Here is a 24,627-nt window from a genome sequence, read left to right as displayed (position 1 = left end):
GGAGCTTCACCATGGCAACACCTTCATCCGCCACCCAGCCGGTTTTCAGCCTCTACTACATTGGCATTGATACAGAGGCGGGCGTCACCAACGAGCAGTTTGAAGCCTTTGTCCGCGAGCAGGGGGTGAAAATCCCCTGCTATCCCGGCTGGCGCTGGACCTTGCTGCGCGGCCTGCGCGGCGAGCGCGTCGGGCAATATCTGATGCTGTATGAGATGGAGAGTCAGGCGCACCGCGATCGCTATGTCACCGCCACTGGACAGAAAACCGAGGCAGCAAAAGCCTTTTGGCAGCAGCATCCCGAGGCGCTGGAGATTCTGGCGCAGTGGCGCAAGCTCGGCACCTTCAGCCAGTTGCCGACGCTGTTCACCGACTACCAACTGCTGGCAGAAAACGCCAAAAGTGATGTCCCCTACGGCCCCCGCTATCGGGACCAGCCCGGCGAGGAGCCGATTGCGCGCATCATCGGCATTCACAATCTGGCCCTGCGCGAAGGGGTGATGCCGGAGCAGTTCGAGCAGTTTATTGCCGACAATCATCACCGCATTGAAGATTATCCCGACTGGAAGTTCCATTTGCTGAAAGGCGAACGCGGCAACCGGCTCGACCAGTACGTGGTGATGATGGAGATAGCCAGCATGGCCGCGCTGGACGTCTTCTACCCTGAGCCGGACATCGCCACCGACGAGGCGGCGAAGTTCGCCAAGGCGCATCGCGACACCAAGCAGATGTATGAAGAGTGGAAGCAGCTGGCCTCTTTTTCCGGCTCGCCGCAAATCTACACCGACTATCTCTGCGTCGCGGAAAGCCTGCCCGCCGAGGAGAGCCGGTCGCTATGACAATCAATCTGCTGAGTCGAGGTGCCGCGGAGAATGTCCGTCAGCAAATCGCCACCCGGATGATCTTCTTTCTGGCGGGATTAGGCATGTCAGCATGGGCTCCGTTAATTCCCTTCGTGAAGTCGCGCATTGGCATTGACGCAGGCTCGCTGGGGCTGCTGCTGTTTTGTATTGGCGCCGGCTCGATGCTGATTATGCCGTTTACCGGGCATCTGATTGGCAAATTGGGTTGTCGTAAAATCATTCTGGCCGCCGGTTTGCTGTTAGTGCTGGATTTGCCGCTGCTGGCCTTACTCGACGCCCCGCTGCTGATGGGGGCGGCCTTACTGGTGTTCGGCGCGATCAACGGCATCATGGACGTGGCGATGAACTCGCAGGCGATCATTGTCGAACGGGAAAGCGGGCAGGCTAAAATGTCCGGTTTTCACGGCTTCTACAGCATTGGCAGCATCTCCGGCGCGGGCAGCGTCAGCCTGTTGCTGTGGGCGGGCGTCTCCCCAACGACCGCCATTGGGCTGATTGCGGCACTGATCGCTCTACTGCTGGTTATCGCTTCGGCGGATCTATTAGCCAAAAGTGAGATCGACGGCGAGCAGAAAGGCGGCACGCTGTTTGCCCTCTCCCACGGCAAGATCCTGTTTATCGCGCTGCTATGCTTCTTTGTTTTCCTTACCGAAGGGGCGATGCTCGACTGGTCATCCCTATTTCTCAATGCCGAGCGCGGCGTGGCGAAATCTCAGGCCGGGCTGGGTTACACCCTCTACGCCATCGCCGTGACCCTCGCGCGGCTGTATGGCGACAGGCTGATCAACACCATTGGCCGCTATCGCATGCTGCTGCTCGGCAGCCTCTGCGCGGTGCTCGGCCTACTGCTGGTGACCACGGTTAATCTGGCGTGGGTGGCTTTCGCCGGGCTGATTTTGGTCGGCCTCGGCATCGCCAACCTGGTGCCGATTCTGTTCAACGCGGCGGGTAACCAAGAGCATGTGCCACCCAATCTGGCCTTCCCGGCGGTGACCCTCGTCGGCTATGTCGGCCTGCTGGCAGGCCCCGCGCTGATTGGCTTTATCGCTAAATACTCCAACCTTACGCTGGCCTTCGGCTGCACGATTTTCTGCCTGTTGCTGGTCAGCTTTAGCGCCCGCGCCCTAACGCGCTAATTCACCTATTTCATCTAAAGAGGACGTTTCAATGAATGAAGCATTAAGCCCGGTTTTCTCCCTGCACTATGTCGGTATCAACCTGAAGAGAGGCGTCGCCTCGGACCAGTTCGAAGCGTTCGTGCGCCAAAAAGGGGTGAACATTCCAGCCTATCCGGGCTGGCAGTGGACGCTGTTGCGCGGGCTGCGCGGCGAGCGCGAGAACCAATATTTGATGGTTTATCAGGCCAAGGATGCCGCCACCTATGCCCGCTATATCGACAGTAACGGCGAGCAAACGGCGGAGGCTCGCGCCTTCTGGCAACAGCATCCCGAGGCCGCCAAGCTGATTGCCGAGTGGAAAACCTTCGGCACCTTCGCCGAGCTGCCGACCATTTACACCTACTACAGTCTGGTGGCGGAAAACCAAAACAGCTCACTGCCAGCAGGCCCGAACTACCGCAACGTGCCGGGGCAGGAGAAAATCGAGCGCATCGTCGGCATTCACAACTTGGCCTTAAAGCCGGGCGTCTCGCCGCAGCAGTTTGAGCAGTTCATCACCGACAACATTCATCGCGTCGAGGACTATCCGGGCTGGAAATTCCATATGCTGAAGGGCCAGAGCGGCAATCGTCTGGATCAATACGCGGTGATGCTGATCATCGAGAGCCTCGAATCGCTCAACTCGTTCCACCCGGATTTGGACGTTTCCACCGAGAAAGCCCTGAAGTTCGTGGCCGAGCATCAGGACACCGAGCAGATGTACACCGAGTGGAAGGAGCTGGCGTCGTTCTCCGGCGCGCCGCAGATTTACACCGATTACATCACCGTCGGCGGCAATCAGGGTTAAGCTTTCAACATACTCGTCGCATAAAAAAGGGCAGCCCCTGGCTGCCCTAATTGCATCTTAAACCTTACGCTTCCAGCCACGCCTTGTAGCGCGCAGGCCACTCCACGGTTGGCGTGCCCGGCTTACCCATGCCAAAACCGTGACCGCCGGAGGAGTAGCGGTGCATATCCACCGGCACGTGCTCGCGCTCGCAGGCGGCAGCCATGATCAGCGTGTTATGCGGGTCAGAAATGGGATCATCCTCAGCCTGCACCAAAAACATTGGCGGCGTGCGCGGAGTAACAAAATTCTGTACCGACCACTCGGCGTTCTCTTGATCCGTGGCCCGCGGCCCGACCAAAATCTTGTGGGTTGAAGTGTGGGTGTAAGGCTTCTCAAGAGTGATAATCGGGTAAATCAGCGCCGCGCGATCGGCATAGGCCGGGGTTCTATCCAGCGCGTCCTGCTCCGGGTATGAGCGGAAATCCGGGCGCGTCGCCGCCAAGCCGAGCAGGTGTCCGCCCGCAGAGAAGCCGAGCACGCTGACGTGCTTTTCGCGGCTGCGCACGATACGCAGCGCGCGCTGGGCGTCCTGCAAAGCCACCACGCTGCCATCATTCCAGCCTTCGCTGGGCAGACGATAAGTCAGCACGTAGGCGGTGTAGCCGAGTTGGGTCAGCCAGTCCGCCGCGGGCCACGCTTCCTGCCCCATCTCCATACGCTTATAACCCCCGCCGGACGCCACCAGCACCGCCATCCCGTTCGGGCGTGACGGTTGAAACACGCGCAGCGACGGATGAGTCACATTACTCAGCGCGCCCTTAGCCGACAGAATTTCACTGCCAGACGGCCCTCCGCCACCCGGCGGCGTCCCTTTCCATAAAGCAATTTCGGTGTACTGCCCCGACGGCGGCGCGGCCAGAGCGCCCTCTTCCGACGCCGGGTGTTTACGCGCCAGCGCTGACCCCGTGCGTATCGCCACCATCGCAGCGGCGGAACCTACAATAAACTGACGACGATCCATGGATTTCCTAATGAGTGAGGGCAGATATTGACTCTATAACAGCATAGAAAATGGCAGAGATCTTGAAGACTTTATTTCACAGGATCGGGTTATTGTAAGCAGAGCTTTCGGCGGAATAAACGCCAGGAAAAAAGAGAATTAGACAAAGGTTGTTACTAACAAATAGCGCTAAATGCCGGGCGAATGGTGTTCGTTTAATAAGCCAGTGCTTTACTGATTCAAGTACCAGAACCCACCAGATAAGCATGATTGATGAGGGCGAGTTATGACGGTAAAAATGCAGTGGAAGATTCAGCGTAAAAGCACCCTATTCAGCGCCCTGCTGCTGGCACTGAGCAGCGCCAACGCCTTGGCCGAGGACGGGCAAAATACCCCCGGTAAAAATTTCCCGATACTGCAAGACGCCTATATTTTGCAGGCTTTCGACAGCAATAAAAAACCCAATGAAGAGCCAATCACCAGCAGCCTGAAAAACAGCTATTTCTACAGCAACTGTGCCGACGCCGAACGCTGCGACTCCGCCATTCCGCAGGGCGCGACCATGTTCAGAGCGCCGTCAGGCTTTGGCTCAACGCCGAACAGCGAGTTCCCTCGAGTCGAACTCAGAGCCAAGAGAAACTTCCTCAACGGCGATGAGTTCACTAATACCCAGACCGGCTCGGTGTATATCGTCAAAAACCCCGACACCAAATCTATCATTTTTGCCCAGATCCACGGCGACAAACCGGGCGGCTCGGAGCTGCTGAAACTGCGCTGGCAGAACGGCGACATCGTCGTGGGCGTCAAACCGCATTATGGCGATAAAGAGCAACGCACCACCCTGCTCTCCGGCGTCGTACTCAAGGACAAAATCGATTATAAAATCGAAGCCAAAGGCACTAAAAGCGAGATAAAAGTCACCGTCGAAGCCACGGCAGACGGCAAGACCAGCAAGAAGACCTTCAGCTATCCAAAAGAGAGCTGGCAAGGCATCGAGCTGTACTTCAAAGCGGGGAATTATAATCAGGATTCCAGCAGCGACGGCTCCGAAGCCGTGGTCGCTTATGGCGCGCTGGATGTGAGTTATCGTTGATAGCAAATCGAGGGGCAATACTGCCCCTCATACTATTTCGAGTGGCTCCTATTTCACTTCAGCCGTCTTCACATTGTTATCCGTGGTCCAGACGCGGTACTTCACTTCCACATCTTTTGGGGTGTAGACCACGATTGGCAGCTTACTATTGTAGCGAGCGAGGGTCTGGTCGCCGAGGTTCGCGGCGATGAACTTCTTGGTTTTTGTCTGGTTCGGGCACGCCATCATGGTGGAAGCCGGGGAAGAGAGCTGCTCCAGCACCAGATAGTCATAGCCCCAGCCTTGCAGCGTTTTGCTGGTCAGCTTGCCGCCCATCATATGACGATTGCAGTCCACCTCAAGGGTTTTACCGATCAACAGCTCAACCTTAAAATTATCCTCATTGTCCAGTTTCGGCAGGTAGATCACCTGACGAACCATCCCCTTTTCTGCCTGCGGGTAAGGCGCGACTTTCTCCAGCGGCAGCTTGCTGATATCAGCAGAATCCCCCGTCGCCGCCGCCATCGAATTAGCAGAGAGAGCCATCATCATTCCAGACAGTGCCAAGGCCATGAGTTTCATATTCAATCCCTATGTTTGTGTTCTCTGAGAACCTTTCTCAGATGAAAGAATTACTTTGGTAAGTTTTTTTAGCATAAATGATTGGTTATATCAAAATTCATAGTAGTAATTTTACATAAAGCATTAACCATCGGGATCATGTAAAACCCTTTACCACTTTTTCCCTGTTTCTTTCGCCGGCAAGCACGGTTTTGCTCTAAAACCTCGGGGCCGCAGGCTATCCCGACTATTATCCCGCCCTCGCCGCCTGAGCAGCAGTAAGCCAAGCCGAAGTCTTGTCGAGTAATAATTCAGCACGAAAAAAGTGGGAAAAAGGATAAGAAATGGCAGTAAATGACGCAGCCGATGCAGGGTAAAAAGATGGCCTAATGCCCGTCTGGCGTAATCGATGAATATCAGCGTCATAACGCGGTTCCTGAATGGCGATGACGCTATTCAACTCAAGCCGTGTCCAGACTTACGCGATGTTTCATCAAGGATGTATCAAGACGGGCAATTATTGTTGCCCGTCTTGGCTCTCAGGGCGATAAGGGTAATAAAGAAGGCAAAAAGATCGAGATAAGCAATCCCCCGGCTTCCAGCTGTCTGGCGTGAATGGTGCCGCCATGCGCCTGACATATCGCGCGGGCAATGGAAAGTCCGAGGCCGCAGCCGCCAGAGTGGCGCGCCCGAGATGAATCTGCCCGGGTAAAACGTTCGAAAATCGTCGGCAAAAACTCAGCTGGCACACCCGGACCATAATCGCGAAAGGTTATTTCGTGGCCCTGATCTTTCTTGGCAATGTTAATCACCAGACGCCCGCCCTCGGCGGCGTAGCGCAAAGCATTCTCCATCAGAATGGTAAACACCTGCCCTAGACGGAAAGGATCGCCGGTATAACGGCATTGGGCCGGCGCGTTAACCGTGATGGCCATGCCTGCTGCCGTGGCCTGCGGCTTCAGCCAAATAATCCGTTCATGCAGAATATCAGTCAGATTGGTGACGCTTTTACTGAGCTTCAGCTGGCCAGCATCTGCCAGTGAAAGCAGGAGAAGCTCATCGGACAGTCGGCTGAGATACTGCAACTGCTTCATGACCATCTCAAGCTGCTGAGGCTCGGCGGCAAAAACTCCGTCGATCATGCCCTGTAGCCTCCCCATCGCGGCAGTCAGAGGTGAACGCAGCTCATGGGCCATGGCCACGTGGGAGGCCCGAAGTTCACGGTCATAACGTTCAAGCTGCTGGGTCATGACGTTGAAATCCTCTGTCAGCCGGATGAGTTCCATCGGCACCTTTTCCGCCACCACGGCTCGCGTGCCAAATTCTCCTCGAGCCACCGCCCCGGCGGCATTGGCCAGTTGGCTAACCTGCGCCGAGAGAGGCCGCGCGGCGCGTAGGCCCAGCACAATAATAAAAGGAATGACAATCAGAACCAGAATGCCGACCATCGCCCAATCCGAGGTGGCGATGGTGGGTTCGGAATAACGTAGACCCCAGCCCTGATCGACAATTTGATGGAATCGGGCCGGATTCAATTCCGGCTGGTCGCGCAATAACGCAAACTCGGCTCGCACCTCCGGCGACATATGCGAGATTATCCAGAAATTGAGAATACCGTAGCTAAGCCACATACAGAGGGCGATCAGCACGACCGAGCTGATAGCTAATGCTAAAACGCGGACGCAAATCCAGCGCCAGAGGGACTGCGGTTGTGTACTCCTCATGGTTGCCTGAACCTATAACCGACCGAGCGGACATTGATCAGCACCTCAAAAACCCCTGCCGATTCGAGTTTTTTACGTAAGTTATAGATGTGTGTATCCACCACTCTCTCCAGCGCCTCGCTGTCAGGCAGGCAACGTTCCAGTAGCTCTTGGCGGGTAAAAGCGCGGGTTGGCGCGCGCATTAGCGCCACAAGCAATGCGAATTCAGTGGGTGTTAGCTCAAGCCCAAATGAACTTCCCGCAACATCCGTCACCTTGGCTGTCATCGACTCAATATCAATCTCCAGCCTCTGCCAGCGTAAAATCTGCTCTTGGCGATGTTGTGGCGCAGCCCGCCTTAGCACAGCCTGAACCCGCGCCACCACCTCGCCGGGGTTATAGGGCTTCACCACATAGTCGTCCGCTCCGTAACGCAGTGCACCGATTCGGTCCGGCGCCTCCCCCATGGCCGAAATCATGATCACCGGGGTATCGCTTTTACGGCGCAGCGTTGACAGCACTTCAGTACCATTCATACCCGGCAACATGACATCCAGCAGGATAATGTCAGGCTTCCAGCAGCGGGCCTTATCCAGACCGCGTAAACCATCGCCGGAAATTGCTACGTCATAATTTTCGCGATTAAGGTAAGCCTCAAGCACGCTGGCGGCGTCAGCATCATCCTCGATAATCAGCACTCTTTTTTTCTGCATTTGAACGACCTTGACAGTTTCTTCATAAAACCCAAGCAGATAATTGACACTAAGGCAGCACACTTCCTGCATCAAACGCGCCATTAATCTGTTATTGAGCCCCAAACATGTGGGAATGAGAAACCTAATGATATCCAGAAAAATGATTATGCCTATGGCCTATATTGCCTTTGCGAGCAGCATCACAACCGCGCAAGCCAGTGAGGCCAGCCCACCGGAATCCACCGTCACTTTGGGTATTGGGGCGCAAAACGCACCGGCTTACAGTGGCTCGGAGAAGCGCCGCACTGATGTATTGCCTGTGATTCAAGCACGCCAAGGCGCCGTGTTTTTCGATTCACTCAAAGGTATCGGCTACGATCTGCAAAGCGAAAACGGGCTGTATCTGGAACATACGCTGGGCTATCAGTTGGGCCGTGCTGATAAAAATTCCAGCTGGCGTGATGGGTCGGACAGGTTAAAAGGCATGGGCAATATTAAAGCCGCGCTTAATACTGCGATGGCGGTGGGCTGGCAAGCCACCTCATGGCTTTCGCTAGAGGGCAAGGCGACACTGCCCCTGACTGATGGACAAGGCGTGCAATATCAAACCTCCGTGACAGTACTGCCTTGGCAGGATGAGAGCGATACCCTGGCGTTTGAATCCGCCGCGCTGTTTGGCGATCGCCGTTACATGAAGACGTTTTATGGCGTGAGCGAGCAGCAGAGTGCGCGCAGCGGCTATGCACCTTATCAGCCCGGCGGCGGGCTGTACGGCGTCGAAAATAACCTGACGTGGAGCCATCGCTTTACGCCCCACTGGTCGACGATGATGAATGTCGGTTACACCTGGCTGAATGACCATGCTTCAGACAGCCCGATAGTATTTCGGCGTAATCAAGTGAGTACCTCGGCGGCGGTGCTTTACACCTTCTGAGGTGAATGAATTGTCTTCAATGACAATAAATCCCGGCGGCCGAAACAACTCAGCCGTCTATTCCTCTTTCGCGATGTTCGGAGCTGGTTAATTCTCCCAATAGTAGTGATTAACATGACAAATAAAGAAGAGTTTCAATTATCCATCGTCACCAATGTCTTAACCTGGCTCGACGAAAATATTACTCAGGGGCTGACCATTCATTCTATCGCCGAATACTCGGGGTATTCGCACTGGCATCTACAGCGCATATTTAAAAAATATACTGGCGTGACGCTCGGCAGTTATATCAGCAAAAGACAATTGTATTTCGCCGCACTCGACCTGCTTGGCCAAGAGAAAGATATCGTGCTGGTTGCCATGAAATATGGCTATGAATCACAACAGACCTTTACCCGCGCGTTTAAAGCCAGATTGCAGGTCAATCCGGGCAGAGTGAAAAGATTCACCCCAGAACAAGCTGAAGACTTTACCCAACAGACATTGAAAAAGATGTTTGCGCTGAATCTCCCTGTTAGGGAATTCAATAATATACAGGAGATCGGCTTGGCAGCCTGAAGGACGCCTTTATTCGCGGATTGTATTGTCGCGTTGGAAAACGTAGAAATCGTTGGCTGCAGTGCTCATTTTCATTGAGTCTTCTTTCCGAGCAAGCCAATAAATTGAACTCACAAGCTAGTGATTACGGCACGAATAAGACACTTGGGTTAAAACAGGTTGGAATGAAGCTGACGTAACACTTTGATTTGAAATGGTACGCCCTACAGGGCTCGAACCTGTGACCTACGGCTTAGAAGGCCGTTGCTCTATCCAACTGAGCTAAGGGCGCATTGCAGTCCCGGATGGGAGCGTTGCGGACTCGGATTATACGGGCAGACCGCGATGAGTCAATGGCTTTCGAACTCACTGCTTAATGACTGAACAATTTGCCATAACTTATCGACCATTCAGCGCTCTGCCCGTTTTTTAGCTGCAAAATCAATCAGTACTATTTTTCCGAATTGATGGCGGCGGAAATCACGCGGGATGAGGCGTGGTAGGCGATATTTTCATAGGCCGTGAGTTCTGGCATCAACGTTTGCACTATGCCGCGTTTGCCGATAACCGCCGGCTGGCCGATGTACACCTTGAGGTTCTCATCCCACGCCGACACGGGATAGACGCTGTTGGCATCCGACAGTATGACGTCCACCAGCCGTGCCGTGGCGGTGGCGATGCCAAAGCTGGTCCAGCCTTTGCCTTGGAGAATATCCCAACCGCCGCCGCGCACTCTATCGTCCATTTGCGCCCAATCTACGTCGCGATCCCCTGCCAGTTCGGCTACCGGGCGGCCGCCGAGGCGTACGGTGCTCCAGGCGACAAACTGCGATTCGCCGTGTTCGCCCAGCACGTAGCCGGTCACGCTTTTTGGGTCGAAGCCGAAGAACTCCCCCACCACGCGCTTCATGCGAGCGGTGTCCAGCGAGGTGCCGGTGCCAAATACCTGACTGTGCGGCAAGCCGCTGGTCTGTTGGATGATTTGCGTAATGACGTCGCACGGATTGGTGATGTTGAGGATGACACCACCAAAGCCGCTGGCAATCACCTGCGGAATGACTTGTCGAACTGCCGCACGCGTCTCGGCCAGCTCTTCCAGCCGGTCTTCGCGCAGCAGGGTTTTCGGCCCGACGGCGATCACCAGCACGTCGGCGTCGTGCAGCTCGGCATAGTCATTCGCCACGACTTTTACCCGCGAAGAGACCAGCGAGGCCATATCACGCAGCTCTAATGCCTGACTCGCGGCCTTGGGCTGGTTTTCATCGAGCAGGACGATGACGTCACACAATCCTTGTGTAACCAGTGAAAAAGCGACATCGGCGCCGACATGGCCCGCACCAACAATACCTACTTTACGTACCATCTTGTTTTATCCTTATTATTTTGATGTTGTGCCCTCTTAAAATAGCTATTTTTTAGCCACAAGTCGTAGCAAAACTGCGGCTATTTTATCGATGAAGATCATTCAACGCCTGACAGCGCCCCTCGCTTCTGCCAAAATAGCGCCATCCCCCTGCATTTACTCATTGATGGATTTACTCCCTAATGTCAGCAAAGATTATTGACGGTAAAACGATTGCGCAGCAGGTTAGAAGCGAAGTTGCGGAAAAAGTTAAACAACGAATTGCAGCCGGAAAACGCGTTCCGGGCTTAGCCGTTGTTCTGGTGGGTGAGAACCCGGCCTCGCAAATTTATGTCGCCAACAAGCGTCGCTCTTGCGAAGAAGTGGGCTTCCTGTCGCGCTCTTATGACTTGCCGATGACCACCACCGAAGGTGAGTTGCTCAAATTGATTGATGAGCTGAATAACGACAGCGATATCGACGGCATTTTGGTGCAACTGCCGCTGCCAGCGGGCATCGATAACGTCAAAGTGTTGGAAAGCATCCGCCCAGACAAAGACGTCGATGGCTTCCACCCTTACAACGTTGGCCGCCTGTGCCAGCGCGCGCCGACCCTGCGCCCATGCACCCCGCGCGGCATCGTCACCCTGCTCGAGCGTTACGGCATCGACACTTACGGCCTGAACGCCGTGGTGATTGGCGCATCCAACATCGTGGGCCGTCCAATGAGCATGGAGTTACTGCTGGCGGGCTGCACCACCACCGTCACCCATCGCTTCACCAGGAACCTGCGTCATCACGTTGAACACGCCGATCTGGTGGTGGTTGCCGTCGGTAAACCGGGCTTTATTCCGGGTGAATGGATAAAACCGGGCGCAATCGTGGTGGATGTCGGTATTAACCGGCTGGAAAATGGTAAAGTTGTCGGCGATGTGGAATTTGATGCCGCCGCCGAGCGCGCTTCATTTATTACACCGGTGCCGGGCGGCGTAGGCCCGATGACGGTCGCGACGCTGATTCAAAATACCTTGCAGGCTTGTGAGGAATACCACGACATCAGCGCCAACTAAAAATCTGTAATTGATAAGTCAGGAATACATGGAAACTTTTTATCTCGAAAAACACCCGCACGTTGAACTGTGCGACCTGCTCAAGTTTATGGGCTGGTGTGAAAGCGGTGCCGCGGCCAAAGCCGTGATCGCCGAAGGTCAGGTGAAGGTCAACGGGCAGGTAGAAACCCGTAAACGTTGCAAAATTCTCGCCGACCAACAGGTCGAGTTCGCCAGCAGCAAGCTGGTAGTCAAAGCCTCTGCTGAATAAGCTCGGCTAAGGCAATAAAAAAGCGCGGTGGAGAAATCCAACCGCGCTTTTTTTGATTTTTGAGCATTGCCCAGGGGCAAAATGACAAATAAATAGCCTATTTGCGGCGCCAGGTGGTTCCGGCTGGGCCATCTTCCAACACAATACCCATCTCATTAAGACGATCGCGAGCCTTGTCCGCCATCCCCCAATCTTTGCTGGCGCGGGCGTCGTTACGCTGTTTGATCAGTGCTTCAATCTCAGCCACTTCGTCACCATTGTCTGCCTGAGCGCCAGATTGCAGGAACTGCTCTGGGTCTTTCTCAAGCAGGCCCAGCACGCCAGCCAGCTGACGCAGTTCAGCCGCTAAGCCATTGGCTGCATTGATATCTTCCGCTTTCAGACGGTTTATGTCGCGCGCCATGTCGAACAGCACGGAGTAGGCTTCTGGGGTGTTGAAGTCGTCATCCATGGCGTCACGGAAGCGCGCCACGAAGGCTTCGCCACCGGCAGGTTTTGCAGCAGCGTCAGTGCCGCGCAGTGCGGTGTAGAGACGCTCCAGAGAGGTACGCGCCAGTTTGAGGTTATCTTCGCTGTAGTTCAGCTGGCTGCGATAGTGCGCAGACATCAGGAAGTAGCGCACGCTTTCGGCGTCGTAATATTTCAGCACATCGCGCACGGTGAAGAAGTTATCCAGCGATTTCGACATCTTTTCGCGGTCAATCATCACCATGCCGGAGTGCATCCATGTGTTCACATACGGGCCGTCGTGAGCACAGGTAGACTGAGCAATTTCGTTTTCATGATGCGGGAACATCAGGTCAGAACCGCCACCGTGAATGTCAAAATGCTCGCCCAACTGTTTGCAGTTCATGGCTGAACACTCAATGTGCCAGCCCGGACGGCCTTCGCCCCACGGAGAAGTCCAGCTCGGTTCGCCCGGCTTGGACATCTTCCACAGCACGAAATCCATTGGGTTGCGTTTGACGTTGGCTTCAACTTCCACCCGCGCACCGGCCTGCAGCTGCTCGAGATCCTGACGGGAAAGCGCGCCGTAATCAGCATCGCTTTCCACCCAGAACATCACATCGCCATTAGAAGCCACGTAGGCGTGGTTGCGGTCGATAAGCTTCTGCACGATGTCGATGATTTCAGCAATATGGCCCGTGGCGCGCGGCTCTGCGTCTGGAGGCAGAATGCCCAGCGCGGCGAAATCGGCGTGCATCTCGGCGATCATGCGGTCGGTCAGCGCGGTGAAGCTCTCGCCGTTCTCCGCAGCACGTTTGATAATTTTGTCGTCGATATCGGTGATATTACGCACGTACTTCAGCGAATATCCGGCATAACGCAGGTAACGCGCTACCACGTCAAATGATACGAAAGTACGACCATGACCAATATGACAGAGGTCGTAAACAGTTATCCCACACACGTACATACCGACTTTACCGGCATGAATTGGCTTGAATTCCTCTTTTTGGCGACTCATGGTATTAAAAATCTTAAGCATCAGGCTATTCCGTGTGTTGGGCATAGAAAACGTCAATTGTGGTCATAATATAACGAAAATGATTTCACCGAAACGGCATAAGCCGCCGCAGAGCGGCTTTCTCTGGTCATATTGTTATAAAGTAACACTTAATGTTAGAGAGAAGGCGATTATCCGGCAACCCTTGTTTGTAAAGCGAGCAACTAAAACCCGCGGCTGACGCCTGCTTTTGAGTTGTGGTATAAGAAAAGGCTATATTGGGGGCTCACACTGAGAGCACACATCAACATAAGCAGGATGATTATTATGGTTACCTTTCACACCAACCACGGCGACATTGTTATCAACACCTTCGCGGATAAAGCGCCGGTTACCGTTGAAAACTTCCTGAACTATTGCCGTAAAGGCTTCTATAACAACACCATTTTCCACCGTGTCATCGACGGTTTCATGATCCAGGGCGGCGGTTTTGAGCCAGGCATGAACCAGAAAAACACCGATGCGCCGATTAAAAACGAAGCGAATAACGGTCTGAAAAACACCAAAGGCACGCTGGCTATGGCCCGTACCAATGACCCACATTCAGCTACCGCGCAGTTCTTCATCAACGTCACTGACAACGACTTCCTAAACTTCCGTGGCGAAAACGCACAGGGTTGGGGTTACTGCGTGTTCGCAGAAGTCACCGACGGTCTGGACGTGGTTGAGAAAATCAAAAAAGTAAAAACTGGCCGCAGCGGCATGCACCAGGACGTTCCGCAAGAAGACGTGATCATCACTAGCGTTACCGTTAGCGAATAATCGTCGTCTTAATGGCAACGTTTTTTATTGCAGATATCCATCTGTGCGCACAAGAACCGGCAATTACTGCCGGTTTTCTGCGTTTTTTACGTGAAGATGCGCCGCAGGCCGACGCACTTTACATCCTCGGCGACCTGTTTGAAGCCTGGATAGGCGACGACGATCCCGAACCGCTTCACGCCGAAATCGCCTCCGCGCTCAACGAGTTACATCAGCAAGGCGTGCCCTGTTTCTTCATCCACGGTAATCGTGATTTTCTGGTTGGCCGCCGCTTTGCCCGCGCCAGCCTGATGCAGCTATTGCCGGAGAAGAAAGTGCTGGAGCTGTATGGCCGCCGGGTGCTTATTCTGCACGGCGACACCCTGTGTACCGACGACGTGGCTTACCAGAAGTTCCGCAAAAAAGTGCATAACCCGCTGATTCAGAAGTTGTTCCTCGCCCTGCCCCTCAAGTGGCGTTTAGCCATTGCCGCCAAAATGCGCGCCAACAGCAAAGCATCCAATAGCGGAAAATCGTTAGAAGTGATGGACGTCAACCCGCAAGCGGTGATCTCCGAAATGGAAAGCCACGGCGTCGAGTGGATGATCCACGGTCACACGCACCGCCCCGCCGTCCACGATGTGCCGCTAGACGGCAAAACCGGGCATCGCGCCGTGCTGGGCGCATGGCACGAAGAGGGATCGATGATCAAAGTCACCGCCGAGGGCGTCGAGCTGATCACCTTCCCATTCTGAATAAACTGATGCGTAGTGGTTAGACCGGCACGCCGCTGTGGAAGCGGAACTGCTCGTCCGGCGACAGAATTAACTCCGCCTCAACGCGCCCGAAAGACTGCACCCGCTCGCTAATATCTTCCCCCGCGTACTGCTGCGCCAGTTCCAGATAATCCGTGAAATGGCGCGCCTCGGAGCGCAGTAACGACGTGTAGAAGCGCGACAGCGTCTCATCGAGATGCGGCGCGATTTTGGCAAAACGCTCGCATGAACGCGCTTCGATATAAGCCCCGATAATCAATCTATCCACCAAAATGTTCAGCTCATCGTGATGGCGCGAATGCTTGATCATGCCGCTGGCGTAGCGCGACGGCGACAGCACGGTATAGGGAATATTGCGCTGCTGCATGATCTCCACCACCTGTTCGAAGTGGTGCAGTTCCTCACGCGCCAGACGGGCGGCACAGAACAACAGCTCGGTGCGCTCGACGTATTTGGTCATCAGGCTCATGGCGGTGGCCGCCGCCTTCTTTTCACAGTTGGCGTGGTCAATCAGCATGATCTCTTGATTCTCCAGCGCCACGTCCACCCAGCGCGCCGGGGTTTCGCAATGCAAAAAATCATAAATCGGAGCCAACAAAGCCTGTGTCATAAATCAGTTTCCAGTTCATTTATTTAGGATCGTATCGATACGGATTATACAAATCCCGCGCTGACTTCTCACCATAAAACCAACTGTTTCCGGCGACGCAACCGTTTTCCTTGCCAGTTGAGCGTGATATGATTTGCGGCCTCTGCGCGTTACTTACTGATTATCACAGGAGCATTACCGACATGTCATCCAACGTTACCCCAGCCAAAATCGCGATTGTTATGGGGTCAAAAAGTGACTGGGCGACCATGCAGTTCGCCGCCGAGATCCTCACGACGCTGAATATTCCTTTCCATGTCGAAGTTGTTTCTGCTCACCGCACGCCAGACAAGCTGTTTAGCTTTGCTGAACAGGCGTCTGCCAACGGTTTTGATGTGATTATCGCCGGAGCCGGTGGCGCGGCTCACCTGCCGGGTATGCTGGCAGCTAAAACGCTGGTGCCAGTGCTTGGCGTGCCGGTGCAAAGCGCCGCGCTGAGTGGCGTCGACAGCCTCTATTCTATTGTGCAGATGCCGCGCGGTATCCCTGTGGGTACGCTGGCTATAGGCAAAGCCGGAGCCGCCAACGCCGCGCTGCTAGCCGCGCAAATTCTGGCGCTGCACGACGCGCAGATTGGTAAAGATATCGCCGCATGGCGTCAGGCGCAGACTGACGAAGTGCTGAACAATCCCGATCCTCGGGAGGAAGCATGAAGCCGGTTTGCGTACTCGGAAATGGCCAACTCGGCCGCATGCTGCGTCAGGCCGGTGAACCTTTAGGCATCGCCGTCTATCCCGTCGGGCTGGACGCCGAGCCGGAAGCCGTGCCTTTTCAGCAGAGCGTGATCACCGCTGAAATCGAGCGCTGGCCTGAAACCGCCTTAACTCGCGAGTTGGCAACCCACAGCGCCTTCGTGAACCGCGATATTTTCCCGCGTTTGGCCGACCGCCTGACGCAAAAACAGTTACTCGACCAACTCGGTTTAGCCACCGCCCCTTGGCAGTTGCTGGCTGACGCCGCCGAATGGCCACAGGTATTTTCCCAGCTTGGCGAATTAGCCATCGTCAAACGCCGCGTCGGCGGCTATGACGGTCGCGGCCAGTGGCGCTTGCGTGCCGGGGAAGAGCAGACCCTGCCCGCCGACTGCTACGGTGAGTGCATTGTCGAGCAAGGCATTAACTTTTCTGGTGAAGTGTCACTGGTAGGCGCACGCGGCCACGATGGCAAAACCGTCTTCTACCCCCTAACTCACAACCTGCATCAGGACGGCATTCTGCGCACCAGCGTCGCTCTGCCTACCCCTGACGCCGCGCTGCAACAGCAAGCTGAAAGCATGCTGGCCGCCATCCTCAACGAGCTGAACTATGTCGGCGTGATGGCGATGGAGTGCTTCGTGGTGAGGGAAGGTTTGCTGATCAACGAGCTGGCTCCGCGCGTGCACAACAGCGGCCACTGGACGCAAAACGGCGCGTCCTACAGCCAATTCGAAATGCATTTACGCGCCATTCTCGGCCTGCCGCTGCCTAAGCCGGTGGTCAGCACGCCGTCGGTGATGGTCAATCTGATTGGTACGGATGTCTCCAACGAGTGGCTGAGCCTGCCGCTGGTGAACCTGCATTGGTATGAGAAGGAAGTGCGCGCCGGGCGCAAAGTCGGGCATCTCAACCTCAATGATGCCAGCGCAGAGTTGTTGAAAGATAACCTGAAATCGCTTATTCCGCTGTTACCGGCGGAATACGCCAGCGGCATTGACTGGGCCTTGGCGAAGCTCTGATTGGCACGGCTCCCGCAAGACTGAGGGAGCCGTTTTTATTTCTCGTAAGTCAGTTGCGGTAAATCAGTTGCCGTAAGCTCTGAACAGCGCCCTTCCCCGCAGTAATCTCACGCCCATCCAACCGCCACACAGTGACAGCAAAATCGCGCTGATGAGCGGCACCGACCACCACAGCACCATGTTCGGCTCCCAAGGGAAATCAAACACTTTGCGCGTCAGCAGCCACAGAGCGGCTTCGGCGCCCACGGCGGCGGCAATCCCCGCGACCAGTCCCAACACCGCGAATTCACACCACAGGGTGCCACGCAGCAGCTTCTTACTGGCCCCCAGCGTGCGGTACACAATCAGCTCCTGACGGCGCTGGCGCATGCCCACCTGAATCTGCGCCAGCAGCAGCAGGCCGCCGCACAGCATCACCAGAATCACCATGACTTCCAACGCACGGCTCACCTGCTGAAGTACCTGCCCCACCTGTTTCAGAATCGAGCCGATATCCAGCAGGCTGAGGGTCGGGAACTGGCGATTAAGCTGGGTGATCGCCTTGGCATCCCCTTCGTAGCGGAAGCTGGTCAGCCAGCTTTGTGGCTGAGCATCCAGCGCGCCCGGCGGGAAGATAAAGTAGAAGTTTGGCCGCAGGCTGTCCCAGTCCACTTTGCGCAGGCTGGTGATTTTGGCGCTGAAGTCCTGCGTGTCGCCGCTGAAGGTCAGCGTATCGCCAAGCTTCACGCCCAGACGCCCCGCCAGCCCTTCATCTATCGACACTTCGCCAGCCTTCGGCGGCCCGTCTCCGGCCACCAGCGGGTTGTGATCCGGCAAGCCTTGCATCCACGTCAGGTTAAGCTCGCGGTTGACCGCCTCACCGGCGGCATCGTCCGGTTTGATGATATCCGTCGACACCTGCTGGTTAATCTTGGTCAGCCGCACGCGCACGATCGGGTAGAACTCCTCCGGCTTGGTCTGATGCTGGTTGAGGAATTCCGTCACCTGCGGGATCTGATCCTTAGTGATGTTCAGCAGGAAGTAGTTAGGGCTATCCGGCGGCAACTGCTGCTCCCAGCGGTCGAGCAGGTCGCCGCGCAGCACCAGCAACAGCGCCAGCAGCATAAAGGACATGGAGAAAGCCGCCAGCTGGCTGAGCGTCACCCACGGCTGGCGCACCAGACGGTTGATAGCCAGCCGCAGCGGCAGCTTGCCGACGGTGACGCGGCGCAGCAGCAGCAGGCTGCCCCAGCCAATCGCGCCGAGCAGCAGCGACAGAACCACCACGCCCGCCAGCAGTGACCACAGCAAGGTGCTGCCGCCAACCAGCGCCGCCAACAGGCCGACCACAATCAGCAGCATCACAGGAATAAACCAGCGCAGCGGCCAGACATTGGCGACGACGTCATTGCGCAGTACGCGCAGCGGCTGGGTCGCCAGCAGCTGTTTGTAAGGGCGCGCGCCCACTAGCAGGGAGATCACCAACAAAGAGCCCATCGACCAGATCCACGGCCAAACGCCCGACGGCGGCAAGGCGGTAGGCAGTACAGGCGTCAGCATCTTCATCAGCAAGGCTTCGAACAGCAAACCAATCACGCTGCCAGACACCGCCGCCAGCAGCAACACCGCCACCCACTGGCCGATAATCAGTTTTTGCAGCGAACGGCGGCCCGCTCCGAGGGTTTTCAACACCGCCACCAAGTCATAGCGGCTGCGGCAGTAATGGCCCATGGCGACGGCCACGGCGGCAATCGACAGCATCAGCGTCAGCAGCGCCGACAGCAGCAAGAACTGCTGAGAACGCTGCAAGGATTTGCCCAGCGCGCCCTCAGACTCTTCCATGCCGTACCAGCGCTGGTCGGGCTTCAGCAGGCCCTTGATGGCATCGCCGTAGGTCTGAATGTCCTGCGGCGAACCGGCAAACATATAGCGATAGGTCAATCGGCTGCCCGGCTGCACCGCGCCGGTTTTAGGCACATCCGCCAGATTCATTATCAGGCGTGGCGCCGTCTGGAACGGATTGAAGCCGGAATCCGGCTCTTGGATAATCTCTCCGGCAATCTTGAAGGTTGAATCGCCGACTTCTAAATTGTCGCCCACTTTCACATTGAGCAGCGCCATCAGGCGCGGCGCGGCCAGCACGGTGCCCGGCTCAGGCTTCATGCCCGGCGGCTGGGTTTGCAAATCGCCGTATAACGGATAAGCAAGGTCCGTCGCTTTGACATCCGCCAGCTGCGGCGTGTCTCCGGCGAAAGTCATGGTCATGAAGCTGAGCTGGCGGCTGACTTTCAGCCCCTGCTTCTCGGCGTCCTGCAGCCAAGCTTCGGTAATGGGCCGGGCAGAACGCAGCACGCGGTCAGCGGCGATAAAATCGCGGCTTTGCTGACTCAGCCCCTTTTCCATGCGGTCGCTGATGCTGCCCAATGCCAGCACGCAGGCCACCGCCAGCGTCAGAGCCAGCCAGACGATTAATAGCGAAGGCGAGCGCCATTCTCGCCAAAACCAGCGCCAAATCATGCTTCCTCCCACAATTTTCCGTCACGCAGGCGCAAACGACGCTGGCAGCGCGCCGCCAGTTGCTCGTCGTGAGTCACCAGAATCAGCGTGGTTGCCGCGTCGCGGTTGAGTGAGAAGAGTAAGTCGACGATGCGCTCGCCGGTGGCGCGGTCGAGGTTGCCGGTCGGTTCGTCGGCAAACAGCAGTTTAGGTTTGCCAATAAATGCGCGGGCCAGCGCCACGCGCTGCTGCTCGCCGCCGGAAAGCTGGGCCGGAAGATGGTGCTGGCGTTCGCCCAGGCCCAACTGCTGCAAAAGCTGCACCGCCTGCGCGCGGCTATTGGCGTCAGACTCGCCGCGCAGCAGGGCCGGAAGTTGGACGTTTTCCAGCGCGTTGAGGGTCGGCACCAGCATGAAAGACTGAAACACAAAGCCGACGTTTTTGGCGCGCAGCGCGGCGCGGCCCTCTTCGTTCATGTCGGTCAGCGACTGACCGAGCAGCTTCACATCGCCCCCGGTACCATCATCCAGCCCGGCTAAAATACCCAGCAAGGTAGACTTACCTGACCCCGACTCGCCGATCAGCGCAATGGTCTGCGCCGGTTTGACAACCAGCTCCACACCGGACAGGATGGTTAACTGACTTTCACCCTGACCGACGTGTTTACTAAGATGATGAACTTCAAGAACGTTTCCCGCTGGCATCTTCCTTTCCTTTTACTTGTATCAATGCTGGTCGCTGCAACGCTGAGTGCTCGCGCCACCGCAGCTGATAAGTTACTGATTGTTGGAGACAGTTTAAGCGCGGTTTATCGCCTTCCGGTTGCCCAATCCTGGCCAACCCTGCTAAATAACAAGTGGCAGAGAGAAGAAGGTAAACCCACCATTATTAATGCCAGTATTAGTGGCGATACTGCGGCACAAGGGCTGGCTCGCCTTCCCGCGCTGTTGAAACAGCATCAGCCGCGCTGGGTGCTGATTGAGCTGGGGGCTAACGACGGTCTGCGTGGTTTTGCGCCACCGGCAATCTCCCAGACGCTGAACCAAATTATCGGCTTGGTGAAACAGGCCAACGCCGAGCCGCTGCTGATGCAAATCCGCCTGCCGCCGAACTACGGACGCCGTTATACTGACGCCTTCTATGGCATTTACCCGGCGTTGGCGAAGCAGAACGACATCCCGCTGGTGCCTTTCTTTATGGAACAGGTCGCCGTGAAGCCAGAGTGGATGCAGGATGACGGTTTGCACCCGGCTCAGGTGGCTCAGCCATTTATCGCTGACTGGATGGCGGACAAACTCGCGCCGCTGGTCAAATAGGCCGAAACCCTAAGTAAACCACAGTCCTGAAAAATAGGGGCTTCTGACAGGTAAAGTTATGCAAAAAGCAGTATTGATCACCGGCTGCTCAAGCGGCATTGGGTTGGCTGCCGCGCACGATTTGCGTCAGCGCGGCTATCGCGTGCTGGCGGCTTGTCGCAAAGCGCAGGATCTTGAGAATCTCCAGCTGCAGGGTTTCGAAACCGTTCAGCTGGATTTGGACGATAAGCAGAGCGTCGAGCGCGCCGCCGCGGAAGTCATCGCCCTGACCGGCAATCGCCTGTATGGCCTGTTCAATAACGCTGGTTACGGGGTTTACGGGCAGCTAAGCGGCATCAGCCGGGAGCAGTTCGAGCAGCAGTTTTCCACCAATTTGTTCGGCACCCATCAGCTCACTCAACTGCTGCTGCCCGCCATGCTGGCCCATGGCGAGGGACGCATTATTCAGACCAGTTCGGTGATGGGCTTAATCAGCACGCCGGGGCGCGGGGTCTACGCCGCCAGTAAATACGCGCTAGAGGCATGGTCTGACGCGCTGCGCATGGAGCTGCACGGCACGGGGGTACAGGTCAGCCTGATTGAACCCGGCCCGCTGACCAGCAACTTCACGCAGAACGTTAATCAGTCGCAAGCCGATAAACCGGTCAATAATCCGGGCATCGCCAAGCGTTTTACCCTGACGCCAGAGGCAGTTTTGCCGAAATTGCGCCATGCTTTAGAGAGCCCGAAGGCGCGTTTGCGCTATCCGGTGACGCTGCTGGCGCACGGCATCACCGTGCTGCGCCGCCTGTTACCCGGCCGCGTGCTGGATAAAATCCTGCGCGGTAATAGCTAGCGGCAGGGGTTGAAGCTGGCACAAGTGCCCCCATTTAGCTTTTAACATCTTATTATTTATCACAATCTCGGCGCGGCATTGTTTCAACTAGGGACAGGGCTTCACCAAGATAAGAGAGACTGATTTATGCTGGCACAACCTTCGATCATTACTATTAACGAAACCAACCTGCACCAGACGCTGGAACAGTCCATGTCGGTTCCGGTGATGTTTTACTTCTGGTCCGAACGCAGCCAGCACTGTCTGGTGCTGGGGCCGATCCTCGACAAACTGGCCGCCGAGTACGCCGGTCAGCTGATTCTGGCAAAGGTCGACTGTGACGCCGAACAGATGATTGCTCAGCAGTTCGGTCTGCGCTCCATCCCCGCGGTTTATCTGTTCAAAGATGGTCAGCCGGTAGACGGTTTCCAAGGCCCTCAGCCGGAAGAGGTGATCCGCGAACTGCTGCAAAAAGTGTTGCCGAAAGAAGAAGAGTTGAAAGTGGCGCAGGCCCAAGAGTTGCTGCAAGCCGGTGATCTGACAGGCGCCCTGCCGCTGCTAAAAGAGGCCTGGCAGCTCAGCCAGCAGCGCAGTGATATCGGCCTGATGCTGGCTGAAGTGCAAATTCAGCTCAACCGCAGTGAAGATGCCGAAGCCGTGCTGGCGACTATTCCGCTGCAAGATAAAGACTCGCGCTATCAGGGGCTTATCGCGCAGATCGAGCTGCTAAAACAAGCTGCTGACACCCCTGAAATCCAGCAATTGCAGCAGCAACTTCAGCAAGAGCCGGACAACGTTGAGCTGGCGGTTAAGCTCAGCCTGCAACTGCACGCGGTGGGCCGAAATGAAGAGGCGCTGGAACTGCTGATGGCACCGCTGAAGAAAGATCTCGGCGCGGCCAATGGTTCTGCACGTAAAACGCTGATGGACATTCTGGCTGCACTCGGCACCGGCGATGCGCTGGCCGCCAAGTACCGCCGCCAGCTCTATTCCCTGCTTTACTGATCCCCGCAGAACGCATCACAGCTTCCCCCAGCGCGGCCCCCGTCGCGCTGCTTTCCCCTCTATTTAGTTGTTCGCCTAAGCTGAATCAATACGACTTCTGAATGTTTTGTGCGACAATCCCCAGTGAGCAAAATATATGCGCTCTACTCACATGAATTTGTTTTTTCTGGAAAATCTCCAGAAAACAATAGGACACGCAGCCATACCCCAAATAGTTCCAGTTGCAGGAAAGCAACTCACGCCTCCGTAGCTTGAAATATCAAAGGTATTACAGGAGTTCAAACTATGTTGACCGTTATCCCGATTATTGTCGTTCTCGCGCTACTGGTGGTTTTCGCCGGTGTTAAAATTGTTCCCCAAGGCTATCAGTGGACCGTCGAACGTTTTGGCCGTTATACCAAAACCCTGATGCCCGGCCTGAATCTGGTCGTGCCCTTCGTCGACCGCGTCGGCCGCAAAATCAATATGATGGAACAAGTACTGGATATCCCTTCTCAGGAAGTGATCTCCCGCGATAACGCCAATGTGGCTATCGACGCCGTTTGCTTTATTCAGGTGATTGACCCGGCGCGCGCCGCTTATGAAGTCAGCAACCTTGAGCAGGCGATTGTTAACCTGACCATGACCAACTTCCGTACCGTGCTGGGCTCAATGGAACTGGACGAGATGCTGTCACAACGCGACAATATCAACGCGCGTTTGCTGCATATCGTCGACGAAGCCACCAACCCGTGGGGCGTAAAAATCACCCGTATCGAAATTCGCGACGTGCGCCCGCCGGCTGAGCTTATCTCGGCGATGAACGCCCAGATGAAAGCCGAACGTACCAAACGCGCCGATATCCTTGAAGCTGAGGGTGTGCGTCAGTCAGCCATTCTGCGCGCCGAAGGTGAAAAGCAGTCACAGATCCTGAAAGCCGAAGGTGAGCGCCAGTCGGCCTTCCTGCAAGCTGAAGCCCGCGAACGTGCGGCGGAAGCAGAAGCACAGGCCACCAAGATGGTGTCTGAAGCTATCGCAGCAGGCAGCGTGCAGGCCATCAACTACTTCGTGGCGCAGAAATACACCGACGCGCTGACTAAAATCGGCTCATCTAATAACAGTAAAGTGATCATGATGCCGCTGGACGCCAGCAGCCTGATGGGCTCCATCGGCGGTATCGCGGAACTGCTGAAAGAAACCAAAGGCGGAAAATAATGCTGCAACAGCTTATAGCAAGCCCGCACCTGTTTTGGCTGTCACTCGGCGGCCTGTTGCTGGCAGCAGAACTGCTCGGTGCGAGCGGTTATTTGCTGTGGAGTGGCATTGCGGCGGCGCTGGTAGGGTTACTGACGTGGCTGCTGCCGCTGTCGTGGGAATGGCAGGGTATCAGCTTTGCCGTGCTGACGATGGTCGCCGCGTGGCTGTGGTGGAAGTGGCTCAGCACCCGTCAGAGGCCGGACCGGCAGAATGGCTCACTGAATCAGCGCGGCCAGCAGCTGGTCGGCATGCATGCCACCGTCCTTGAACCCATGAGCAATGGCTACAGTCGCGTGCGCATTGGCGACAGCACTTGGCGCATCACCAGCACCGCGCAGCTTAGCGTGGGCGACGACGTGGTCATCACCCAGGTCGAAGGCATTACGCTGAAGGTTGAGCCGAGCAACAGCCGCCTCTAAG

The 24,627-nt window shown here is 56.0% G+C and carries 26 protein-coding genes and 1 tRNA gene; 17 read left to right on the top strand and 10 right to left on the bottom strand.

The window, feature by feature from the left end:
• Positions 1 to 11: 11 nt before the first annotated feature.
• From ACT3RR_RS15495 to ACT3RR_RS15485, 3 genes are read left to right on the top strand one after another with little or no spacing between them, the layout of a single operon-like run.
• Positions 12 to 839, top strand: a complete 828-nt coding sequence (locus ACT3RR_RS15495; RefSeq protein ID WP_496200623.1) for a hypothetical protein — start codon at positions 12 to 14, stop codon at positions 837 to 839.
• On the top strand, positions 836 to 1,999 hold the full coding sequence (locus ACT3RR_RS15490; protein ID WP_496200622.1) for an MFS transporter: 1,164 nt from the start codon (positions 836 to 838) through the stop codon (positions 1,997 to 1,999). Before ACT3RR_RS15495 ends, ACT3RR_RS15490 begins: the two co-directional genes overlap by 4 nt.
• A gap of 31 nt (positions 2,000 to 2,030) precedes the next feature.
• Complete coding sequence (locus ACT3RR_RS15485) at positions 2,031 to 2,828, top strand: hypothetical protein (RefSeq protein WP_496200621.1); 798 nt, start codon at positions 2,031 to 2,033, stop codon at positions 2,826 to 2,828.
• A gap of 64 nt (positions 2,829 to 2,892) precedes the next feature.
• On the opposite strand, the gene ACT3RR_RS15480 is transcribed toward ACT3RR_RS15485, so the two are convergent.
• Positions 2,893 to 3,831 carry an alpha/beta hydrolase gene (locus ACT3RR_RS15480; protein ID WP_353502975.1) on the bottom strand — a complete coding sequence of 313 codons (939 nt, stop codon included), beginning with the start codon at positions 3,829 to 3,831 and terminating at the stop codon, positions 2,893 to 2,895.
• 265 nt (positions 3,832 to 4,096) lie between these two features.
• Here ACT3RR_RS15480 and ACT3RR_RS15475 point away from each other — a divergent pair, with 265 nt between their 5' ends.
• Positions 4,097 to 4,903 (top strand): polysaccharide lyase family 7 protein, encoded by an 807-nt coding sequence (locus ACT3RR_RS15475; protein WP_496200620.1) that lies wholly within the window; start codon positions 4,097 to 4,099, stop codon positions 4,901 to 4,903.
• Positions 4,904 to 4,951: 48 nt separating this feature from the next.
• Here ACT3RR_RS15475 and eco read toward each other — a convergent pair whose 3' ends face one another.
• The 3 genes from eco to ACT3RR_RS15460 form a co-directional block, all read right to left on the bottom strand.
• A complete protein-coding gene (gene eco / locus ACT3RR_RS15470; RefSeq protein ID WP_496200619.1) occupies positions 4,952 to 5,464 on the bottom strand; it encodes a serine protease inhibitor ecotin in 513 nt (170 codons plus the stop codon).
• Between the two features lie 518 nt (positions 5,465 to 5,982).
• On the bottom strand, positions 5,983 to 7,167 hold the full coding sequence (locus ACT3RR_RS15465) for an ATP-binding protein (RefSeq protein ID WP_496200618.1): 1,185 nt from the start codon (positions 7,165 to 7,167) through the stop codon (positions 5,983 to 5,985).
• Complete coding sequence (locus ACT3RR_RS15460) at positions 7,164 to 7,859, bottom strand: response regulator (protein ID WP_485903641.1); 696 nt, start codon at positions 7,857 to 7,859, stop codon at positions 7,164 to 7,166. The genes ACT3RR_RS15465 and ACT3RR_RS15460 overlap by 4 nt, the downstream gene beginning before the upstream one ends.
• 127 nt (positions 7,860 to 7,986) lie before the next feature.
• On the opposite strand from ACT3RR_RS15460, the gene ACT3RR_RS15455 reads away from it, so the two are divergent.
• Positions 7,987 to 8,775, top strand: a complete 789-nt coding sequence (locus tag ACT3RR_RS15455; protein ID WP_396131058.1) for a MipA/OmpV family protein — start codon at positions 7,987 to 7,989, stop codon at positions 8,773 to 8,775.
• 114 nt (positions 8,776 to 8,889) lie between these two features.
• Complete coding sequence (locus ACT3RR_RS15450) at positions 8,890 to 9,333, top strand: helix-turn-helix domain-containing protein (protein ID WP_396131059.1); 444 nt, start codon at positions 8,890 to 8,892, stop codon at positions 9,331 to 9,333.
• A 194-nt stretch (positions 9,334 to 9,527) separates the two neighbouring features.
• Here the strand turns inward: ACT3RR_RS15450 and ACT3RR_RS15445 are convergent.
• Both ACT3RR_RS15445 and ACT3RR_RS15440 read right to left on the bottom strand, forming a co-directional pair.
• Positions 9,528 to 9,604: transfer RNA gene (locus ACT3RR_RS15445), tRNA-Arg, on the bottom strand.
• A 159-nt stretch (positions 9,605 to 9,763) separates the two neighbouring features.
• Positions 9,764 to 10,675, bottom strand: a complete 912-nt coding sequence (locus ACT3RR_RS15440) for an L-lactate dehydrogenase (protein WP_353503015.1) — start codon at positions 10,673 to 10,675, stop codon at positions 9,764 to 9,766.
• 182 nt (positions 10,676 to 10,857) lie between these two features.
• Here ACT3RR_RS15440 and folD point away from each other — a divergent pair, with 182 nt between their 5' ends.
• Both folD and ybcJ read left to right on the top strand, forming a co-directional pair.
• Complete coding sequence (gene folD, locus ACT3RR_RS15435; protein WP_496200617.1) at positions 10,858 to 11,724, top strand: bifunctional methylenetetrahydrofolate dehydrogenase/methenyltetrahydrofolate cyclohydrolase FolD; 867 nt, start codon at positions 10,858 to 10,860, stop codon at positions 11,722 to 11,724.
• Between the two features lie 28 nt (positions 11,725 to 11,752).
• Positions 11,753 to 11,974, top strand: a complete 222-nt coding sequence (gene ybcJ, locus ACT3RR_RS15430) for a ribosome-associated protein YbcJ (RefSeq protein ID WP_034792243.1) — start codon at positions 11,753 to 11,755, stop codon at positions 11,972 to 11,974.
• Between the two features lie 97 nt (positions 11,975 to 12,071).
• Here ybcJ and cysS read toward each other — a convergent pair whose 3' ends face one another.
• Positions 12,072 to 13,463: a cysteine--tRNA ligase gene (cysS, locus tag ACT3RR_RS15425; protein WP_353503017.1), complete on the bottom strand. Its 1,392-nt coding sequence runs from the start codon at positions 13,461 to 13,463 to the stop codon at positions 12,072 to 12,074.
• Positions 13,464 to 13,748: 285 nt separating this feature from the next.
• Between cysS and ppiB the strand changes: the two genes are divergently transcribed.
• Both ppiB and lpxH read left to right on the top strand, forming a co-directional pair.
• On the top strand, positions 13,749 to 14,243 hold the full coding sequence (gene ppiB, locus ACT3RR_RS15420) for a peptidylprolyl isomerase B (protein ID WP_034792247.1): 495 nt from the start codon (positions 13,749 to 13,751) through the stop codon (positions 14,241 to 14,243).
• An 11-nt stretch (positions 14,244 to 14,254) separates the two neighbouring features.
• Complete coding sequence (gene lpxH, locus ACT3RR_RS15415; protein WP_496200616.1) at positions 14,255 to 14,977, top strand: UDP-2,3-diacylglucosamine diphosphatase; 723 nt, start codon at positions 14,255 to 14,257, stop codon at positions 14,975 to 14,977.
• A 19-nt stretch (positions 14,978 to 14,996) separates the two neighbouring features.
• Here lpxH and ACT3RR_RS15410 read toward each other — a convergent pair whose 3' ends face one another.
• Positions 14,997 to 15,608, bottom strand: coding sequence for a MiaE family protein (locus ACT3RR_RS15410; protein WP_034792250.1), 612 nt, complete (start codon positions 15,606 to 15,608; stop codon positions 14,997 to 14,999).
• Positions 15,609 to 15,790: 182 nt separating this feature from the next.
• Here ACT3RR_RS15410 and purE point away from each other — a divergent pair, with 182 nt between their 5' ends.
• Positions 15,791 to 16,300, top strand: coding sequence for a 5-(carboxyamino)imidazole ribonucleotide mutase (gene purE, locus ACT3RR_RS15405; protein ID WP_034792251.1), 510 nt, complete (start codon positions 15,791 to 15,793; stop codon positions 16,298 to 16,300).
• Positions 16,297 to 17,361 carry a 5-(carboxyamino)imidazole ribonucleotide synthase gene (gene purK / locus ACT3RR_RS15400; RefSeq protein WP_496200615.1) on the top strand — a complete coding sequence of 355 codons (1,065 nt, stop codon included), beginning with the start codon at positions 16,297 to 16,299 and terminating at the stop codon, positions 17,359 to 17,361. Before purE ends, purK begins: the two co-directional genes overlap by 4 nt.
• Before the next feature lie 63 nt (positions 17,362 to 17,424).
• Here purK and ybbP read toward each other — a convergent pair whose 3' ends face one another.
• Both ybbP and ybbA read right to left on the bottom strand, forming a co-directional pair.
• A complete protein-coding gene (gene ybbP, locus ACT3RR_RS15395; RefSeq protein WP_496200614.1) occupies positions 17,425 to 19,857 on the bottom strand; it encodes a putative ABC transporter permease subunit YbbP in 2,433 nt (810 codons plus the stop codon).
• The gene (gene ybbA / locus ACT3RR_RS15390) at positions 19,854 to 20,540 is read right to left on the bottom strand and encodes a putative ABC transporter ATP-binding protein YbbA (protein WP_154145576.1); all 687 of its coding nucleotides are present in this window, start codon (positions 20,538 to 20,540) and stop codon (positions 19,854 to 19,856) included. The genes ybbP and ybbA overlap by 4 nt, the downstream gene beginning before the upstream one ends.
• On the opposite strand from ybbA, the gene tesA reads away from it, so the two are divergent.
• The 5 genes from tesA to ACT3RR_RS15365 all read left to right on the top strand — a co-directional run bounded on the left by tesA (position 20,511) and on the right by ACT3RR_RS15365 (position 24,626).
• On the top strand, positions 20,511 to 21,152 hold the full coding sequence (tesA, locus tag ACT3RR_RS15385; protein WP_396131226.1) for a multifunctional acyl-CoA thioesterase I/protease I/lysophospholipase L1: 642 nt from the start codon (positions 20,511 to 20,513) through the stop codon (positions 21,150 to 21,152). The genes ybbA and tesA overlap by 30 nt on opposite strands.
• A 58-nt stretch (positions 21,153 to 21,210) precedes the next feature.
• On the top strand, positions 21,211 to 21,987 hold the full coding sequence (locus tag ACT3RR_RS15380) for an SDR family oxidoreductase (RefSeq protein ID WP_353503021.1): 777 nt from the start codon (positions 21,211 to 21,213) through the stop codon (positions 21,985 to 21,987).
• Between the two features lie 126 nt (positions 21,988 to 22,113).
• Complete coding sequence (locus ACT3RR_RS15375; RefSeq protein WP_396131071.1) at positions 22,114 to 22,971, top strand: co-chaperone YbbN; 858 nt, start codon at positions 22,114 to 22,116, stop codon at positions 22,969 to 22,971.
• Positions 22,972 to 23,256: 285 nt separating this feature from the next.
• A complete protein-coding gene (locus ACT3RR_RS15370) occupies positions 23,257 to 24,165 on the top strand; it encodes an SPFH domain-containing protein (RefSeq protein WP_396131072.1) in 909 nt (302 codons plus the stop codon).
• The gene (locus tag ACT3RR_RS15365; RefSeq protein ID WP_496200613.1) at positions 24,165 to 24,626 is read left to right on the top strand and encodes an NfeD family protein; all 462 of its coding nucleotides are present in this window, start codon (positions 24,165 to 24,167) and stop codon (positions 24,624 to 24,626) included. The genes ACT3RR_RS15370 and ACT3RR_RS15365 overlap by 1 nt, the downstream gene beginning before the upstream one ends.
• Position 24,627 lies beyond the last annotated feature (1 nt).

It is taken from the genome of Ewingella sp. AOP8-B2-18, from assembly GCF_052376015.1.
Classification (GTDB): domain Bacteria; phylum Pseudomonadota; class Gammaproteobacteria; order Enterobacterales; family Enterobacteriaceae; genus Ewingella; species Ewingella allii.
Note: the sequence above shows the minus strand (reverse complement) of the source record. Positions and strands in the feature narration are given on the sequence as shown.